Source organism: Bradyrhizobium sp. 155 (genome assembly GCF_023101105.1).
Classification (GTDB): domain Bacteria; phylum Pseudomonadota; class Alphaproteobacteria; order Rhizobiales; family Xanthobacteraceae; genus Bradyrhizobium; species Bradyrhizobium canariense_D.
Genome location: NZ_CP064704.1, coordinates 6813964 through 6831458, shown reverse-complemented (window position 1 = coordinate 6831458; position 17495 = coordinate 6813964). Strand labels below are relative to the sequence as shown.

Below are 17495 nucleotides of genomic sequence, written 5' to 3'. Positions count from 1 at the left end.
CGATGCTTGAGGTCAAGGACATCAACCTGTTCTACGGCGCGGCGCAGGCACTACGCGGCGTGTCGATTGCGGCCGAGCCCGGCAAGGTCACCTGCGTGCTCGGGCGCAACGGCGTCGGCAAGACCTCGCTCCTGCGTGCCATGGTCGGGCAGTACCCGATCTCCTCGGGCGCCATCGTGCTCGACGGCAACGATATCACGGGCCTGAAACCCTATGAGCGCGCGCGCAAGGGTATCGGCTTCGTGCCGCAGGGGCGCGAGATATTTCCGCTTCTGACGGTCGAGGAGAATCTCAAGACCGGCTTCGGGCCGCTCAGGCGCGAGGACAAGCACATTCCGGACGACGTGTACTCCCTGTTTCCGGTGCTGCAATCCATGCTCGGACGGCGTGGCGGCGATCTCTCCGGCGGCCAGCAGCAACAGCTCGCGATCGGGCGCGCGCTGGTGATGCGGCCGAAGCTGCTGCTGCTCGACGAGCCGACCGAGGGCATCCAGCCCTCGATCATCAAGGACATCGGCCGTGCCATCTCGTACCTGCGCAATCTCGGCAACATCGCCATCGTGCTGGTCGAACAATATCTCGACTTTGCTTGCGAACTCGGCGACAGTTTTGCGGTGATGGATCGCGGCGCGGTGAAGTTCACCTGCGACCGCTCCAATCTCGACGCGAGCGAAATCAGCCGCCAGATGGCGCTGTAGGCCATTCTGCCGCGACCGGCTGGGGGGCGGATGCGCAGCGACGTTCTAACGGCATCTTCGGTGTTCGACGCCAACCGTGCCCGCGGCGCGGTGCGCTTCGACGTCCACGCGCGCGACGGTGTGACACGTCGCGGGATATTGCATGAGTCCGGCTCCCTGCGCGTGCGCTTCCCTTCGCCGGAGGACGAGGGGCTCTCCGGCGTGTTCGTCAACACGGCCGGTGGTGTCGCCGGCGGCGATCGCTTCGACATCGAGATCGCTGCCGCAGATGGTTCGAAGCTGACGCTGACGACGGCGGCCGCGGAAAAGGTCTATCGCGCGCCCGGTCAGGCGGCGGAGCTCAATATCGCACTGAACGTTGCCGCAGGCGCACATCTCGGCTGGCTGCCGCAGGAGACGATCCTGTTCGACCGCGCGCGCGTGCGTCGTCGCTTCGACATAGACCTCGATGCGACTGCCTCGCTCCTGCTGTGCGAGATCGTGGTGTTCGGCCGTACCGCGATGGGCGAACGGATGGAGCAGGGTGAGTTCGTCGATCGCTGGCGGCTGCGTCGCGGCGGCAAGCTAGTGTTCGCCGAGACCGTCAGGCTCGACGGCAATATTGGCGCAAAGCTTGCGCGATCGGCGGTGGCCAGGGGCGGCGCTGCGATTGGCACGGCGCTGATCGTGCCCGGCGACGAGGCCCTGATCGAGCGCATCCGCGAGGCCTCGGAATCCTTCGCCAGCGAGGTCGGGATATCCGCCTGGAATGGCTTTGCAATGGCGCGGTTCTGTGCCCAAGATGCGGCGCGTCTGCGCGCAGACATGATGACCGTGCTGGCGCGCACCGGCGCGGCGCTGCCGCGGCTCTGGTTGAATTGACGAAGTGAACGGAAGAGATTTCGTATGAACCTGTCTCCTCGCGAAAAGGACAAGCTTCTGATCTCGATGGCGGCCATCGTGGCCCGCCGCCGGCTGGATCGCGGCGTCAAGCTCAACCATCCGGAGGCGATCGCGCTCATCTCCGATTTCATCCTCGAAGGCGCGCGGGATGGCCGCACCGTCGCCGAGTTGATGCAATCGGGTGCGCAGGTTCTCACCCGCGACCAGGTGATGCCGGGCATTCCCGAGATGATCCACGACATCCAGGTCGAGGCGACGTTTCCGGACGGGACCAAGCTCGTCACTGTGCACGAGCCGATCAGGTAGGAGCGAGGCATGATCCCCGGCGAACTCTTCATCCAGGACGGCGAGATCGAGCTCAACGCCGGCCGCAAGACGGTGACGCTGACGGTCGCCAACACCGGCGACCGCCCGATCCAGGTCGGCTCGCACTACCATTTCTTCGAGACCAACCCGGCCCTGAAGTTCGACCGCAAGAAGGCCCGCGGCATGCGCCTCGACATCGCCGCCGGCACCGCGGTCCGCTTCGAGCCCGGCCAGACCCGCGACGTCCAACTCGTCGCGGTGGCCGGCAAGAAGACCATCTACGGCTTCCGCGGCGACGTGATGGGGAAGCTGTGAATTCCACAGGAACGAGCGTGGCGCGGCATGGTTGAGGCGAAAACGGAGGACTTTGCCATGCTGTCACCTGTCCGCCTCGTCTCCGAAGCCGCCGAACTCGCCGCGCGCCGTCACAACGGCATGGCGCGCAAGGGCCGCGGTCATGAGCCTTACATCAACCACCTCGCCGAGGTCGCGAACCTGCTTGCGACCGCGACCGACGGCGCCGACGCCGAACTGGTTGCAGCCGGCTGGCTGCATGATGCGATCGAGGACACCGACACCACGCGCGAGGAGCTCGCGCAAAAATTCTCCGACCGTGTCGCGTCGCTTGTCGACGAGTGCACCGACGATATGAGCCTGTCGAAGCCGGAGCGGCGGCGGCGTCAGGTGCTCGACGCACCGAAAAAATCGGCTGGCGCCAGGCTGATCAAGATCGCCGACAAGATCAGCAATATCGGCGCGCGCGTACATTCGGATCCGACGGCCGAGGAACGTGACGATCTCGTCGATTATACCGACTGGGCCGAACAGGTTGTCGCTGGTTGCCGCGGCGGTAACTCTTGGCTCGATACGACCTTCGACGACATGGTGCTCACAGCGAGAACCTCTCTGTGAGCACCGATCCAGAATTCAAACGCAAACGGGGCTTGTGATGTCCGTCAAAATAAAGCGTTCCGTCTATGCCGACATGTTCGGCCCGACCACCGGCGACAAGGTGCGGCTGGCCGACACGGATCTCATCATCGAGGTCGAGAAGGACTTCACCAGCTACGGCGAGGAAGTGAAGTTCGGCGGCGGCAAGGTGATCCGCGACGGCATGGGCCAGTCGCAGGTCACCAACAGGCAGGGCGCGGCCGACACAGTCATCACCAATGCGCTGATCGTCGATCACTGGGGCATCGTGAAGGCCGACGTCGCGATCAAGGACGGCATGATCGCCGGCATCGGCAAGGCCGGCAATCCCGACATCCAGCCCGGTGTCACCATCATCATCGGCCCCGGCACGGACGTGATCGCGGGTGAAGGCAAGATCCTCACCGCGGGCGGCTTCGACAGCCACATCCATTTCATCTGTCCGCAGCAGATCGAGCACGCGCTGATGTCGGGCGTCACCTCGATGCTAGGGGGCGGCACCGGCCCCTCGCACGGCACGTTCGCCACCACCTGCACGCCGGGGCCGTGGCACATGGGGCGGATGATCCAATCGTTCGACGCATTCCCGGTCAATCTCGGCGTCTCCGGCAAGGGCAACGCCTCGCGGCCCGCCGCGCTGGTCGAGATGATCAAGGCCGGCGCCTGTGCGCTGAAGCTGCACGAAGACTGGGGCACCACGCCTGCCGCGATCGACAATTGCCTGTCGGTCGCCGACGACTACGACATCCAGGTGATGATCCACACCGACACGCTCAACGAATCCGGCTTCGTCGAGGATACGATCAAGGCGTTCAAAGGCCGCACCATCCACGCCTTCCACACCGAGGGCGCCGGCGGCGGTCACGCCCCCGATATCATCAAGGTCGCAGGGCTGAAGAACGTGCTGCCGTCCTCGACCAACCCGACGCGGCCCTTCACGCGCAACACCATCGACGAGCATCTGGACATGCTGATGGTGTGCCACCACCTCGATCCCTCGATCGCGGAAGACCTGGCGTTCGCCGAAAGCCGCATTCGCAAGGAGACCATCGCGGCCGAGGACATCCTGCATGATCTCGGCGCGCTCTCGATGATCTCCTCGGACTCCCAGGCCATGGGCCGCCTCGGCGAGGTCATCATCCGGACCTGGCAGACCGCCGACAAGATGAAGAAGCAGCGCGGTTCGCTGCCGCAGGACAAGGGCAAGGACAACGACAATTTCCGCGTCAAGCGCTACATCGCCAAATACACGATCAATCCCGCGATCGCCCATGGCGTTTCGAAGCTGATCGGCTCGGTGGAGAAGGGCAAGCTCGCCGATCTCGTGCTGTGGTCGCCGGCCTTCTTCGGCGTCAAGCCGGATTGCGTCGTCAAGGGCGGCATGATCGTCGCCGCTCCCATGGGCGATCCCAACGCCTCGATCCCGACCCCGCAGCCGGTGCATTATCAGCCGATGTTCGGCGCCTTCGGCAAGGCGCGCACCGCGTCCTCGGTGGTGTTCACCTCGAAGGCCGCCATCACCGGCGGCCTCGCGCGTAAGCTCGGCATCGACAAGAAGCTCTATGCGGTCCAGAACACCCGCGGAAAAATCTCGAAGAAAAGCATGATCCACAACGACGCCACGCCCAATATCGAGGTCGATCCTGAGACCTATGAGGTCCGCGCCGACGGCGAGCTTTTGACCTGCGCCCCCGCCGAGGTGCTGCCGATGGCGCAGCGATATTTCATGTACTGAAATAGCGCCTCAACGCATGTCCCAGGACCATGTCCTGGTCGCATATCCGGGAGCGGCTTTTCCGGGTTTTGCGTTCGATCCCGCCTGGTCTAAGGTCCCGCCCGGTATCTGAAGCCCAGAAGAAAAGCCGGGAGGATTTCTCGTGATCTACGTCGTCGCCACCTTGACCATCAAGCCTGAAACGCGCGCCGAATTCATTGCAGCCGCCACCGCCTGCATCAAGGAGACGCGGAAAGAGCCCGGCAATATCGCCTATGATCTGCATGAGAGCGTCACCGATCCCGCCAAGATGGTGTTCGTCGAGCAGTGGGAGAATGCCGAGGCGCTGGTGCCGCATCGCGCCATGGAGCACATGAAGACGTTCGGCCGCGTCGCGGTGAAGTGTTTTACGGCGCCGCCGAAGATCGAAGTGATCACGCCCGAGAAGGTCGAGACACGGTAACGGGGTAAACGCGGATGATCCGGGCGACGCAGGTCAGGGGACAACACCGCTTCGCGGAAGCGCCGGCGGATACGGTCGTGCTCGATTTCGACGATCGGCACCGCCGCCGCATGGCAATGACGGGGACGCGGGGACTCGAGTTCCTGCTCGACCTGGAGAATGCCGTCGCGCTGCGCGGCGGCGATGCGCTGGTGTTGGAGGACGGCCGGCTGGTCGAGGTGGTCGCTGCGCCCGAGCCGCTGCTCGAGATCCGCGGCCACGATCCGCACCACCTTATTCGTGTCGGCTGGCATCTCGGCAATCGCCATCTGCCGACGCAGATCATGGCCAAGAGCCTGCGCATCCGCCGCGACCACGTCATCGAAGCCATGGTGAAGGGCCTCGGCGCGCGCGTGATCGAGATCGAGGCGCCGTTCGATCCCGAAGGCGGCGCCTATGCGGATGCCGGACATGCGCATGGACACGACGACCACGCGCATCACGATCACGGCCACGATGATCATCACGGTCATGATCACCATCATGATCATGCCGCACATGGCGACGGTCACGATCACCATCACCACCACGACGAGCATTGCGATCACCCGGACCATCACCACGGCCACAAGCATGCTCATGACCACAAATGAGCCGGTCGCGGCCCGCGACCTCGCGGAGTGCGAGGCGGCGGCGCTGTACCGGTTGATGACCTGGCTGTCGCCGGCGTTTCCCGTCGGGGGCTTTTCCTACTCCAGCGGCATCGAATGGGCGGTCGAAGCCGGTGACATCAACGACACCGCGTCGCTGGCGGACTGGCTCGATGCGATGCTTCGCGATGGCTCTGGCTTCTGCGATGCGACGTTTCTGGTCCACGCCTATCGCGCCACTGAAGCGGGCGAGGGCGACACCTTGGGCGATATCGCCGAGCTCGCCGCGGCCTTCGTGCCGTCGCGCGAGCGGCAGCTGGAGACGACATCGCAGGGCCGTGCCTTCATCGACATCGCCCGCGCCGCGTGGGATGCAGACGGGCTGGATGCGATGGTTGCGGCATGCCGTACGCCACTGGTCTATCCCGTTGCCGTTGGCGTGGTCGCTGCGATGCACGGCGTGCCGCTGGCGCCGACGCTGCACGCCTTCCTGCATGCGCTGGTCTCGAACTGGATTTCCGCGGCCAGCCGGCTCATTCCGCTCGGCCAGACCGACAGCCAGCGCGTGCTGGTGAGGCTGGAAGCCGCGGTTGCCGCGACGGCGAATCGTGCGCTGAATGCGACATTGGACGATGTCGGCGGCGCGACGTTCCGCGCCGACCTCGCCAGCGTGCGGCACGAGACGCAATATACGCGGCTGTTCAGATCTTGAGCGGGTTCGTCGCTTTCACTGTCGTCCTGGCGAAAGCCAGGACCCATAACCACGGGTGCGCGTGGTTATGCACAGATGTGGCTGCAGCGTGCCGTGACAATCGGATTCAGTGGTAACGGGTCCTGGCTTTCGCCAGGACGACGATAGGAAAAAAAGCAATGGCTACATCTCACGGCCCCTTGCGTGTCGGCATCGGCGGTCCGGTCGGATCGGGCAAGACTGCGCTGATGGACCTGCTCTGCAAGACCATGCGCGAGCGCTACGACATCGCCGCGATCACCAACGACATCTACACCAAATGGGATGCGGAATTCCTGGTACGCTCGGGCTCGCTGACGCCGGATCGCATTGCCGGGGTCGAGACCGGCGGCTGCCCGCACACCGCGATCCGCGAGGACGCCTCGATGAATCTCGCCGCGGTGGCGGATATGCGCGCCAAGTTTCCCGGACTCGATCTCGTGCTGATCGAATCCGGCGGTGATAACCTCGCTGCCACTTTTTCCCCGGAGCTCGCCGATCTCACCATTTACGTCATCGACGTGGCGGCCGGCGACAAGATCCCGTCCAAGGGCGGCCCCGGCATCACCCGGTCCGACCTCCTTGTCATCAACAAGATCGACTTGGCGCCCCATGTCGGCGCCTCCCTGGAAAAGATGGAGACGGACGCCAGGCGGATGCGCGGCGAGCGGCCGTTCGTCATGACCAACCTGAAAAAGAGCCAGGGGCTGGACCGCATCATCGGCTTCATTGAGGCCAAAGGCGGCTTGAAACGGGCCGGCTGACCGGCGCGACGACCTAACGCAGGCGTTTCCCCCGTTAACACCGTGGGCAGAGCCGTGTCCGCGGAACAAATTTCGGTCACGGCAATTGATTACCTCCGGTGCCCGGAGCAAATCCAACTCGGCCGGACCATCGGCGGGCCGATTTAAGCTTCTCAGGCGACCAAGTTGCGTACCGATGCCTCCTCCTTCATTATCTCGGCGATTGGGGTTCACCCTGTTTCGGCACGTGCCCGTTCGAGCGGCGTCCATATGCTCCGTATTTATTGCCGACCTCCTGCTTTCGCCTGAGTAGTCGCGTGGTCCGGCTGGGTTTCATCATCGGCTTCATTGCTCTTCTCGGGGCCTTGCTCTCCGGGCTTGCGGCTTATCGCGTCCACGACCAGGAGCTGGCGCTGGACCGGATCGCGCTGGCGCGCGCGATCGATGTCCATGCGAGCCTGGTCCAGGACCGGCTCACCGAGCGCGAACTGCTCGCGCGGGTTGCCTCCGGCCTGTTCCGGGCGCCGTCGGTGCTCAAGCCCAACATGCTCGAGCCGCTGCGCTCGGCCATCTACGCCTTCAAGACCGATTTCGTGGTGGCGGGCTGGGTCGCCCGCCTGAAGCCGAACGAGCTTGCCGCAGCACAAGCCGCGATCGCGAGCGCCGGCTTCCCCAATCCGCGAATCCGCAGCTATGAGGACAAGCCGATCGATCCGGCAGGTGTCACCCAGCCGATCGATGTGCTGATGGATCTCGAGCCGCGCAGCAACGAGACCAAGGGGCTGCCCGGCCGCAGTTACGACCAGGATCAGGTGCGCGGCGCCATGCTGGCGCGCGCCAGAGTGGAGAAGAGGTCGGTTGCCTCAGAACCGGTTGCCCTCCTGCGTGGCGACGGGTCGATCGGCATCATTGTGGCGGCTCCCGTCATCCCGGAGGGCGCGACGGAGCCGGCGGGCTTCATCACATTTTCCTATGAGCTCTCTTCCCTGATGCTGACCAACGACGACATGTCGTTGTTCGCGGTTGCGCTGAAGGATCCGCGCCGGGAGGGTGGCGAGTTGGTCGCCAACGATCAAGGCGTGGTCTCGGCCCGCCCGACAGCGGCCGATGGGCCGGCGCCGTCGGCGACGCGCACGGTGAGCTTCGGTGGTCGCGACTGGCAGCTCGGCTATTACGCCAAGACCAATTCGGCGCGCCGCGCCGAGCAGACTGCGATCATCGTGGCGGCGATCGGCCTTGCGATCACCGCGATGGTGTGCGGCCTGTTCGGCTATGTCGCCTACAACAATTTGCGGCTCAGCCGGGAAATCCAGGTCAGAATCGGCTTCGAGCGCCGGCTGACGGCTGTCATCGACGAGCTCAACCATCGGGTCAAAAACATCCTGGCGGTGATCCAGTCGATCGTGACCCGCACGCTGCGCCATGGCTCCGACATCGATGTCGCGCGCGAGCTCCTGATCGGCCGCATCCACGCCATGTCCAACGTCGTCTCGCTGCTCAGCGAGAGCCAGTGGCAGGGTGTCAAGCTGAAGGGCCTGTTCGAGGCGCGCGCCATCCCGCATGCCGACCGCATTGCCGTCACCGGTCCTGATATCGCAGTCAGCGCGCGCGCGGCGCAGAGTCTGTCGCTGCTGTTCTTCGAGCTCGCCTCGCACTCCGACGAGGGCCTGTCGCTTGTCGGCAAGCATCCGCACATCACTGCCAATTGGACGGTGACGAACGAGGGGTCCGGCGAGGTCTTCTATTTCCGCTGGGAGGAGTTCAACACCAGCGAAGCGACGCGCCGCCCCGATTCCGACTTCGGCCTGATCCTGCTCGACCGCGTCGCGCCCGAGGCGCTCGGCGGCACCGCCAAGCGCTATTTCACCGATGTCTCCTATGTCTACGAGCTGACCGCGCCGATGGAGACGGTCGAGGACATGACCGAGCGCGACCGCACCGACAAGCTGTCAGCACCGATCCGGCCTGCGCGGTAATTCGAGGCTAGCTCTTCGGCCGCAGCACGAGGTCAACCAGGGTCCGCGCGTAGGCCGGCGTGATCGGCGCGATGCCGAAGACGTAGCGGTAGAACAGGCTGCCATAGATCGCGTCGTAGAGATCCTGGGGCGGTGCTTCCGCCAGAATGCTGCCGTCGTTCTGGCCCGCGGCGATCATCTCGATCAGCGCGTCGCGGCGGAATTGCAGGTAGCGGGCGTAGAACAGCTCCGCCGAGCCGGTCTTGGAGATGCATTCGGAGATGACGGCGAGCTGGACCTTGCCGAACTCGCCCTGGAGGGCTTCGGCATAGGCGGCGGCATGGCGGCGTGCGCGCGCGGCGGGGCTGCCCGAGCTTGCATGCGGCAGCGGCAGCATCTGCGCGGCATGGTGAAGAAAGGCGTCGATCAGCAAGGCTTCGCGCGACGGCCACCATTTGTAGATCGTCATCTTGGAGACGCTGGAGTGGCGCGCGATCGCGTCAATGGTGGTGGCGGCAAGGCCGGTAGTGGCCATCAGCGCATAGGCGCTTTGGAGAATGGCGTTGGTGGTCTCGATCGACCTTGGCCGGCCGCGCCGGGGCGCGCCGTCGGCTCCCTCATCCCCGCCATTCGCCATCACCACGCCCGGCCTCCCCATGCAATCCGCTGCCGCTCCGCATAGCCCAGCCGTAATGGCCGGCCTAGGGGAATCGGAAGGTGCCGGGTTAGGCCTGTTGCCGCAAGGCCGCGGGCAGGTCCTGCCGCTTCGACCAGGCGATGTAATATGCGACCGCGGCCATCGCCGCGAAGCCGGCCAGGCTCACGGCAATCTGCATCACCACCAAATTGGCGCCGGTGATCAGGATGAGATGGCCGGCAAACGACAGGAACACGCCGACGCAGAACACCGCGAGCCATTCCTCGCCGCATCTGATCACCGCCTGAAGCGGCTTCAGTCGCAGGCCGGGATGATCGGCCGGGACGAAATATGTCGCGAGGAAAGCGAGCGCGAGGAAGTGGACCACGCGATAGGGGGCGAGGTCTTCCTTGTCGGTCGGCGTGATGGTGTTGAGCGCGATATCCGGCAAATAGGCCGCTAGCGTCGGCGAGTGTCGCATCAGCGTGATTGCCATCGCGAATACGAGATAGGCGCCTGCGAGCACGCGCAGCCAGGACAGGCCATGCAGCGCGCGGCCCGACGTGCCGGTCACGGCAAACCAGCCGCCCAGCACCATCAGCATCTGCCAGCAGAACGGGTTGAAGGTCCACTCCTGGTCCGGATAAACCCGGAAATTCCAGCCGAACCAGCGCGCCGCAACGTACAGCGCGACCGACGCCGCCAGCGTCAGGTTCGGACGCCGCAACAGCCCCCACAGCGCGAGTGGAAGGAGGGCCATCAGCGGGATCATCAGCTGAAGAAGATCGAGGTTCAGCGGCTCTTCCTGAAGCACCAGTCCGCGTATCAGGATCCGCAGCGGATGCTCGATGATGCCCGAGATGTTGTATTCGTTGATGATCTCGGGCGCCATCGATTGCGAGGCGACATAGGCGATGGCGTCGATGTAGATCACGAACAGGACGACATAGGCGGCGTAGAGCCGCCACATGCGCTGGAAGATGCGCGTCGCCGCGACGACGTAGCCGCGCTCCAGGGCGATCTTGCCGTGAATGATGGCCATGCCATAGCCGGCCACGAACACGAACAAGTCTGCGGCGCCGCTGAAGCCGAAATTGCGCAGCGTCAGCAAATTGACGACGTTGTTCGGGATGTGGTCGACGAAAACCGACCAGTTGGCGATACCGAGCGTCAAATAGAGCCGGGGGTCGTGTTGAAATGCGGCGAGGTTCGCCTGGACGGACGGTTTCATCGAAAAAATGGCTTTTGGAATCAGGGGCGCTGCTTTTAGCGGCAACCGCCTGCCTATCCGAGTAGCGTTTGCGTGATGGCGCAGGCAAACGGCGCGAAATTGGCGCGGGGCCGCCGGTGCCGATTGGATAGGCGCGTTCGCGGGACCCGTGACGAAATTTTCTAACCCGGTAGCTGCTACTCGGCAGGCTCAGCCGAGGCCTCGTCGGGTACGCCGGCGCGGCTCGCCATGAGTCCGAGGGCGACGCCGCCGATCGCCAGGATCGGCAACAGCCGCTTGATCCCGATGGCGCGAACGATCTGGAGACCGGTGGCGAGCAGCATGGGGTCCGCGAGCATGCTCGAGGCCGCCGATTTCGTGGCGCGCTCGGCCGCGATATGAGCTTGCTTGCGCAGCTGCCGTTTGTAGACCCAATAGCTCACCGCCGCGGTGAGGGTCAGCAGAAAGAAAATGCCCGCACCGGCGAGGCAGGCCTGCACCGGACCATATTTGTTGAGCACCGAAATGAATGCCGCCGCGCACAGGAAGCACGTGGTGATGAAGAGTGCGAACGCCGCGCCTGCTGCCAGCGAGGTCAGCCGCACAGTGGTGCCGGTGGATGCGCTGATCCCGTCGATGATGCGCTGAAACATGGTCTTGCTCCTCAGATCCCCACAAGCCGGCACCGGCGGCGCCGCTGCGCCACCGTCTCGATACCCGTTCGCGATCTCAGCGACGCCAGACCGCGCCGATCAGGAAGCCGATGCCGAGCGCAAGCCCGACGGTCGCGAGCGGCCGCTGCGTGATCGCGTCCTCCAGCGTCTCCTCGATCGAGCCGTAGGCCTCCTGTGCCGCGCCCATCATCGCGCTGCCGCGTTCCGACATGTCGTCGATCGCGGAATCCACGTTTTCGCGCGCTTGGCTATAGCCGCGGCGGGCTTGCTTGCTGGAGGAGTTGGCAAAAGTATTGAGCGCGTCGGTGATCTGATCAGTGAGGGCGGCGATATCGCTTTTCACGGCTGCTACATCCTTCTCGAGGCGTTCTCTGGTGGCTTTGTCGGTCCAGTCTCTCATCCCGGCTTCGGCATTGGTGGTGGACATCAGGGGCTCCGGGCTGTTGACGGTTGAGACAGCCGGGAAACGTTTCGTCGTGGTGTAAGTTCCGTTCACGGAAACCGGTCAGTCCTGCGGGAGCTGCGGCGAATCCTCAGGCAACAGATGCTCCTTCAGGATCAGGGCGACGATCAGCAGCGGCGACGACAGGAACGCGCCCATCGGGCCCCACAGCCAGGTCCAGAACGCCAGCGCCAGCAGCACCGCGAGCGCATTGAGCGCCAGCCGCCGGCCGATGATGGTCGGCGTGACGAAATGTCCCTCCAGGAAGGTGATGCCGCCAAAGGCGAGCGCCGCCATCAGGCCGCCGCTGACGGTCGGGAAGGTGACCAGCCCCACCACGACCAGAATGGCGAACATGGCCACCGGTCCGATGATCGGAATGAAATTGAGGGTGGCCGCCAGCGCGCCGAGGCCAGCCGGATTGGGCATTCCGGTGAGGGCGCAGACGATTCCGGCGGCGACGCCGACGCCGACGTTGATCAGGGTCACAGTCAAAAGGTAGTTGCCGAGATGGACCTCGATCTCGTTGAGGATGCGAAGCGTGCGCAGCCGTGCGTCGTGATCGCTGAAGGTCATGATCATTGCCCGTCGCAGGTCGCGCCAGCTGGCGATGAACAGGATCAGGGTGACGAAGAACAGCAGGAATTCGGTAAAGGTCGGTGACAGGAATTCAATCGTTGGCTGCACCCACTCGAATTTCGGCATCTGGAAGCTTGGCAATCCCTCCGAGCCGCCGAGCATCGTCTGCAGCTCTCGCCACAGCGCCAGCGGCCGGTCGAACACGTGGACCTTGTCTTTCAACTGCGCGCCGAGTTCGGGCAGGCGCGAGCTCCATTCCATCGCCGGCGAGGCGATCAGCGCGACGATGAAGCCGACCACGGCGGTCACCGCGAACACGATCAAGACGGCGGCAAGCCCGCGCGGCACTTTCCGGTACTCCAGAAAGGTCGCTGCCGGCGAGAGCATCGTGCCGGTGACGAACGCCATCACGACAGGCAAAAAGAACGCCTTTCCGACATAGAGCACCGCGACGATTGCGATGAGGAGCAGTCCGGCGAGCGAGAAGGCGACGAGTTCGGTGCGGCGGATCACCGGCGGGAGTTCGCCGTGGCTCTCGGGAAGCGGAGTGCCTTCGCCATTGCCGGGAGTCATACGTTCACTGGGAAGGACGCGCACAATACCTCTCCGGCACGGAGACTTCAGTCCTCGCGCCCATGACCAGGGGAGAACGTCCTCGCGCCCTGCGGGTTCCATCGCGGCTTCGCGAAGAAGCGCTCGCTTGACTCTGACGTCGCTGCTGCATCCCGCCGCGGAACTTGTAGCGGTTGGACCGCGTTGAACAAACCAGCGCATCACCCTGATGCAGGCATCCACACGGGGCAGCACATGACGAAGTTCTCTGCAGTCCGACGCCGCTTATCGCAGCGCCGCATCACCGCTTTTGCCTTTGCAACCGCTTTGCTGGCAGTGCCGTTCGGCGCCGCAAGCGCACAGACGCTGGGCTACACCTATCCGCAAGATCAGGCTTACCCGCAGGACCAGGGCTATTCGCAGGGTTATGCGAGCCCAAGCTATGCGAACCAGGGCTATGCGAACCAAGGCTATGCAAGTCAGAACGCGCAAGCGCCCGACGAGGATGCCGCGCTGCCAGATCGCCTGCGCAGGCAGATTGTCAGCTTCGACCGCAGCGAGCCGGCCGGCACCATCGTCATCGATACCAACAATACTTACCTTTACTATGTGCTCGGCCAGGGCCGCGCGATCCGTTATGGCGTCGGCGTCGGCCGCGAGGGCTTCACCTGGTCGGGCGTGCAGAGCGTCAGCCGCAAGGCGGAGTGGCCGGACTGGCATCCGCCGGCTGAGATGATCGCGCGCCAACCCTATCTGCCCCGCTTCGTCGCTGGTGGCCCCGGCAATCCGCTCGGCGCGCGTGCGATGTATCTCGGGTCGAGCGAATACCGCATCCATGGCACCAACGATCCCACCACGATCGGGAAGTTCGTTTCGTCCGGTTGCATCCGCATGACCAATGAGGATGTCACCGACCTGTTCGGCCGTGTCAATGTCGGCGCCAAGGTGGTCGTGCTACCGAAGAACGCGCCGCTGATGGCGAAAGGCAGTGATTCCGTGCGCAAGCGCCCAGCCGTGACCGCGCTGCCCTCAGGCCGGCAGGCGCTGAACATTTCGAATTCGGCCGTGAACTAAGGGTCGAGTGAGGTCACATGAAGAGACGTTCGATCGGCAAACTCGCCGGGGGCGCGGCGGCGTTCGTCGCCATTGCCTCCTTCGGCCTCGCGCTGACGCCATCCGCCCATGCGGAGGACTTTTTCTCGGCGCTGTTCGGCGGCTTCCGCGGACGGCCGGCGCCCGAGATTCGCATGCCTTTCCAGACCGATGACACGCCGCGCTACGACCCGCCGCGCCAGCGGGCCTCCTACGGTGGCGGCACGGCCTATTGCGTGCGCGGCTGCGACGGACGTTATTTCCCGGCGCAGGGAAACGATTCCGAGAGCAAGGCGCAATCCTGCAAGAGCTTCTGCCCGGCCTCGGAGACCTCGCTGGTCTATGGCGGCAACATCGACGACGCGACGACGGATAAGGGGAAATCCTATTCCGACCTGCCTAACGCGTTCCGCTATCGCAATGAGATTGTCGCAGGCTGTACCTGCAACGGCAAGGATCCGGTCGGGCTCGCTCAGGTCAAGGTCGACGACGATCCCACCTTGCGCAAGGGCGACATCGTCGCGGGCGCGGACGGCCTGGTGGTCGCCAGCCGCAATGCCAACGACCGCCGCGGCGTCGCGATGAATTTCTCGCCGCTGCCCGACTCGGTTCGCGCAAGATTCCGCCAGGTGCCGGTGGTGGCGAAGGAATAGGCCTCAACGTCGTCCTGGCATTCGCCAGGACGACACCAAGAGTGTGGGCTATGCCGCCCGGATCTTGCCGAGGAAGTCGCTGACGTCATGGCCGAGCTGGCGGCTCTGGCTCTCCAGCATCTCGGAGGCGTGTTTCACGTTGTCGGCGGCAGCGGCAGCAGCGTCTGCATCGGATTTGACGCCGGTGATGTTGTCCGAGACGTTCTTGGTGCCCTGCGCCGCAAACTGGGTGCTGCGGGTGATCTCTTGGGTGGCCGCTCCCTGCTCCTGCACGGCGGCGGCGATTGCGGTCGCGACCTCGTTCACTTCGCCGATGATGCCGCCGATGGTCTGGATGGCGCTGATGGCGTCGGCCGCGACCTTCTGGATGTCGGCGATCTGCTCGGAGATCTCCTCGGTCGCCTTCGCCGTCTGGCTCGCCAGCGACTTCACCTCGGAGGCGACCACGGCAAAGCCGCGACCGGCCTCGCCGGCGCGGGCCGCCTCGATCGTGGCGTTAAGCGCGAGCAAATTGGTCTGCTGCGCAATGGTGTTGATCAGGCCGACGACCTCGCCGATGCGGCCGGCCGACTTTTGAAGTCCCTGCACGTGCCGTCGGTCTCGCGCGCCTGGGTCACGGCGCGGCTGGCGATGCCCGCGGCATGCGCGGCCTGCTGACTGATGTCGTTGATCGAGGCGCTCAGCTCTTCGGCGGCGGCGGCGACGCTGTCGACGCTCATGGAGGCGTCATTGGAGGCCTTGCCGGCGATCTGCACGCGGTCGTTGGTCTGCCGCGACACCGCGGAGAGATCGCCCGAGGTCTTGCGCATCTCGCCAGAGGCTTCGCTCAATTCGCCGAGCGTTTTGCGCACCGCGCCCTCGAACTCGCCGACATAGGTCTCGACCGCGCGCTGGCGCGCGGAGGCGCCCGCATTGCGTTCGCGCTCCTGCGCCTCGATCGTGAGCTTGTCGTTGGCCTGCTGCTTGAAGGTCTCCAGCGCGCCGGCAAGCGCGCCGATCTCGTCGTTGCGGTCGAGATAGCCGCTATCGACGGCAAGGTCGCCGCCGGCGACCTTCAGCATGGCGTCCCGGATGGTGTTGAGCGGAGTGATGACGCGGCGGCTGACCAGCATGATCGCGCCGACGGCAAGCCCCACGGCGAGCGCCAGCAGCGTAAGCTGCACGATCAGTGCGCGCTGTGCGGCGCCGCGCTGCTCCTGCGTGTGGATCTTGGCAGCATCGAGCGCACCTTCTGCCACTGTGACGGCGCTCGCCATACGGGCGACCGTGAGCGGGCTCCATTGGTTCGCCGTCATCTCGGGCTTCTCACCCTTGACCAGCGCGTCCGTGAGACGGTCGCGCAAGGCCAGATATTGCGGCTCGAAATACGAGGTCTTGGCGGAGGCCATCGCGGAGGCGAGCCCCGACGGCAACTGCATGCCGGACGTCGACAGCTCCAGCGCCTTCCACATCGCGCTCGTGCCGCCGACATGTTGGGTATAGGCGTAGCGGCCCTCCGTCGTGATCTTGCCGGCGGCCAGCCCGGTCGAGACGATCAGCGATGCTTCGCCTGCGGTGTTGCGGAGCAGCCAGGCGTTCTGGTTGATCGACAGCAGCTGGTCGATCGCGGCGTCCAGGTGATTGACCGTGGCGGCCAACGTGTTCGAGAGCTTGTCGAGCGTGTCGAGCAGGCCCTGCGTTGTCTCCATATATTCCTTGGGCAGACCGGCGCGGCGTTGGTCCTTCGGCTTGGCTACATCCTCCCAGAACTGCTTCTGCTCCTCGATCAGCAGCTTGTAGAGGCGCGCAAGCTCCGGTACCAGCGTGCCTGATTGCGGAAAGTCCATGGCCGGCAGCAGCTCGATCGCGCGCGCCATGGCGGGCATTTGGGCATCGCGCAGCGCGCGCAGATATTTCTCGATCTCGCCGTCCATCGGCTCGGTCGCATTCAGGAGGCGGACCGTGGTCGAGCGGTCGGTGCGCAGATTGTGCATCGCCTTGAACAGATCGGCGGACGTGTCGGCGATCTGCGAGATGCGGTTGGCGGTCTTCAGGCGATCCCAGGACTCGTAGGCGGTGAGCGAGAGCGCGATCACCACGCAGATCGACGTGATCGCGATCACCGCCTTCAGCAGCGCGGATACGGTCAGACGATTCAGCATCGAAGTCCCCCAATTCCCAATACAAAGTTCGTAAAGGCGCCCCGGCAACAGCAGAAAAAGGGGCCCGTCAGACAAGGCAATCGCATGCCGTTTGCGGCTCAGGGCCCAAACGGTTTCCGCATCTGAAAGGAAAAGGGTAAAGTTTTCAGCAGGCCGGCTGATCGTAGAAGTACGTATTTACTAGAAGTTGCAAAGGGTTGCGTCGATGGAACCAAGCCACGAGCTGCGCGTTAGGAGACTGTCAGCAATTTTGCCTAAAGGGGGGTCCTAGCGATGCTGGTCGGCGTACTCGTCACCTTTCTCGTCGTCATTCTCGTACTTTACCTCATCAACATGCTGCCGATGGACGGCCGCGCCAAGCAGATCGCGCGCGTCGTCGTCATCATCATCGGCATCGTCTCGCTGCTGAAATATCTGGCAGTGTTTTAGCCGGGCGCTTAGCTAGCGCAACGAAAAAGCCCCGGC

Annotated in this window: 19 protein-coding genes and 1 pseudogene; 14 read left to right on the top strand and 6 right to left on the bottom strand. The window is 64.5% G+C overall.

Annotated features, from left to right (window positions below; all coding sequences use genetic code 11):
* The first annotated feature begins 2 nt into the window (after positions 1–2).
* The 11 genes from urtE to IVA93_RS32675 all read left to right on the top strand — a co-directional run bounded on the left by urtE (position 3) and on the right by IVA93_RS32675 (position 9071).
* Entirely contained in the window at positions 3–698 is a 696-nt protein-coding gene (gene urtE, locus IVA93_RS32725; RefSeq protein WP_007599806.1) for an urea ABC transporter ATP-binding subunit UrtE, read from the top strand.
* Between the two features lie 30 nt (positions 699–728).
* Positions 729–1559: an urease accessory protein UreD gene (locus IVA93_RS32720; protein WP_018454668.1), complete on the top strand. Its 831-nt coding sequence runs from the start codon at positions 729–731 to the stop codon at positions 1557–1559.
* Between the two features lie 24 nt (positions 1560–1583).
* Positions 1584–1886 carry an urease subunit gamma gene (locus IVA93_RS32715; protein ID WP_018454667.1) on the top strand — a complete coding sequence of 101 codons (303 nt, stop codon included), beginning with the start codon at positions 1584–1586 and terminating at the stop codon, positions 1884–1886.
* 9 nt (positions 1887–1895) lie between these two features.
* Positions 1896–2201, top strand: a complete 306-nt coding sequence (locus tag IVA93_RS32710) for an urease subunit beta (protein ID WP_007599812.1) — start codon at positions 1896–1898, stop codon at positions 2199–2201.
* A 57-nt stretch (positions 2202–2258) separates the two neighbouring features.
* Positions 2259–2798, top strand: coding sequence for an HD domain-containing protein (locus IVA93_RS32705; RefSeq protein ID WP_026232787.1), 540 nt, complete (start codon positions 2259–2261; stop codon positions 2796–2798).
* A 37-nt stretch (positions 2799–2835) separates the two neighbouring features.
* A complete protein-coding gene (gene ureC, locus IVA93_RS32700; RefSeq protein ID WP_018454665.1) occupies positions 2836–4551 on the top strand; it encodes an urease subunit alpha in 1716 nt (571 codons plus the stop codon).
* Positions 4552–4693: 142 nt separating this feature from the next.
* On the top strand, positions 4694–4993 hold the full coding sequence (locus tag IVA93_RS32695) for a putative quinol monooxygenase (protein WP_007599815.1): 300 nt from the start codon (positions 4694–4696) through the stop codon (positions 4991–4993).
* 14 nt (positions 4994–5007) lie between these two features.
* Positions 5008–5625 (top strand): urease accessory protein UreE, encoded by a 618-nt coding sequence (locus IVA93_RS32690; RefSeq protein WP_018454664.1) that lies wholly within the window; start codon positions 5008–5010, stop codon positions 5623–5625.
* Positions 5606–6334 (top strand): urease accessory protein UreF, encoded by a 729-nt coding sequence (locus tag IVA93_RS32685; RefSeq protein WP_018454663.1) that lies wholly within the window; start codon positions 5606–5608, stop codon positions 6332–6334. The genes IVA93_RS32690 and IVA93_RS32685 overlap by 20 nt, the downstream gene beginning before the upstream one ends.
* 158 nt (positions 6335–6492) lie before the next feature.
* Positions 6493–7116 (top strand): urease accessory protein UreG, encoded by a 624-nt coding sequence (gene ureG, locus IVA93_RS32680; protein WP_026232785.1) that lies wholly within the window; start codon positions 6493–6495, stop codon positions 7114–7116.
* 296 nt (positions 7117–7412) lie between these two features.
* Complete coding sequence (locus IVA93_RS32675) at positions 7413–9071, top strand: CHASE domain-containing protein (protein WP_018454661.1); 1659 nt, start codon at positions 7413–7415, stop codon at positions 9069–9071.
* A 7-nt stretch (positions 9072–9078) separates the two neighbouring features.
* Here IVA93_RS32675 and IVA93_RS32670 read toward each other — a convergent pair whose 3' ends face one another.
* The 5 genes from IVA93_RS32670 to IVA93_RS32650 all read right to left on the bottom strand — a co-directional run bounded on the left by IVA93_RS32670 (position 9079) and on the right by IVA93_RS32650 (position 13189).
* Positions 9079–9708 carry a TetR/AcrR family transcriptional regulator gene (locus IVA93_RS32670; protein WP_026232784.1) on the bottom strand — a complete coding sequence of 210 codons (630 nt, stop codon included), beginning with the start codon at positions 9706–9708 and terminating at the stop codon, positions 9079–9081.
* A gap of 67 nt (positions 9709–9775) precedes the next feature.
* Positions 9776–10918 (bottom strand): OpgC domain-containing protein, encoded by a 1143-nt coding sequence (locus tag IVA93_RS32665; protein WP_018454659.1) that lies wholly within the window; start codon positions 10916–10918, stop codon positions 9776–9778.
* A 176-nt stretch (positions 10919–11094) separates the two neighbouring features.
* Complete coding sequence (locus tag IVA93_RS32660; RefSeq protein ID WP_018454658.1) at positions 11095–11550, bottom strand: hypothetical protein; 456 nt, start codon at positions 11548–11550, stop codon at positions 11095–11097.
* A 76-nt stretch (positions 11551–11626) separates the two neighbouring features.
* On the bottom strand, positions 11627–11998 hold the full coding sequence (locus IVA93_RS32655) for an ElaB/YgaM/YqjD family protein (protein WP_026232783.1): 372 nt from the start codon (positions 11996–11998) through the stop codon (positions 11627–11629).
* Between the two features lie 78 nt (positions 11999–12076).
* Positions 12077–13189, bottom strand: coding sequence for an AI-2E family transporter (locus IVA93_RS32650; RefSeq protein ID WP_026232782.1), 1113 nt, complete (start codon positions 13187–13189; stop codon positions 12077–12079).
* 210 nt (positions 13190–13399) lie between these two features.
* Here IVA93_RS32650 and IVA93_RS32645 point away from each other — a divergent pair, with 210 nt between their 5' ends.
* Positions 13400–14218: a L,D-transpeptidase gene (locus tag IVA93_RS32645; protein WP_204513289.1), complete on the top strand. Its 819-nt coding sequence runs from the start codon at positions 13400–13402 to the stop codon at positions 14216–14218.
* Between the two features lie 17 nt (positions 14219–14235).
* A complete protein-coding gene (locus tag IVA93_RS32640; protein WP_018454654.1) occupies positions 14236–14889 on the top strand; it encodes a DUF2865 domain-containing protein in 654 nt (217 codons plus the stop codon).
* Between the two features lie 48 nt (positions 14890–14937).
* Here the strand turns inward: IVA93_RS32640 and IVA93_RS32635 are convergent.
* Positions 14938–17030: pseudogene (locus IVA93_RS32635) on the bottom strand (methyl-accepting chemotaxis protein).
* A 273-nt stretch (positions 17031–17303) separates the two neighbouring features.
* Here IVA93_RS32635 and IVA93_RS32630 point away from each other — a divergent pair.
* Positions 17304–17459 carry a Thivi_2564 family membrane protein gene (locus IVA93_RS32630; RefSeq protein ID WP_007599832.1) on the top strand — a complete coding sequence of 52 codons (156 nt, stop codon included), beginning with the start codon at positions 17304–17306 and terminating at the stop codon, positions 17457–17459.
* Positions 17460–17495 lie beyond the last annotated feature (36 nt).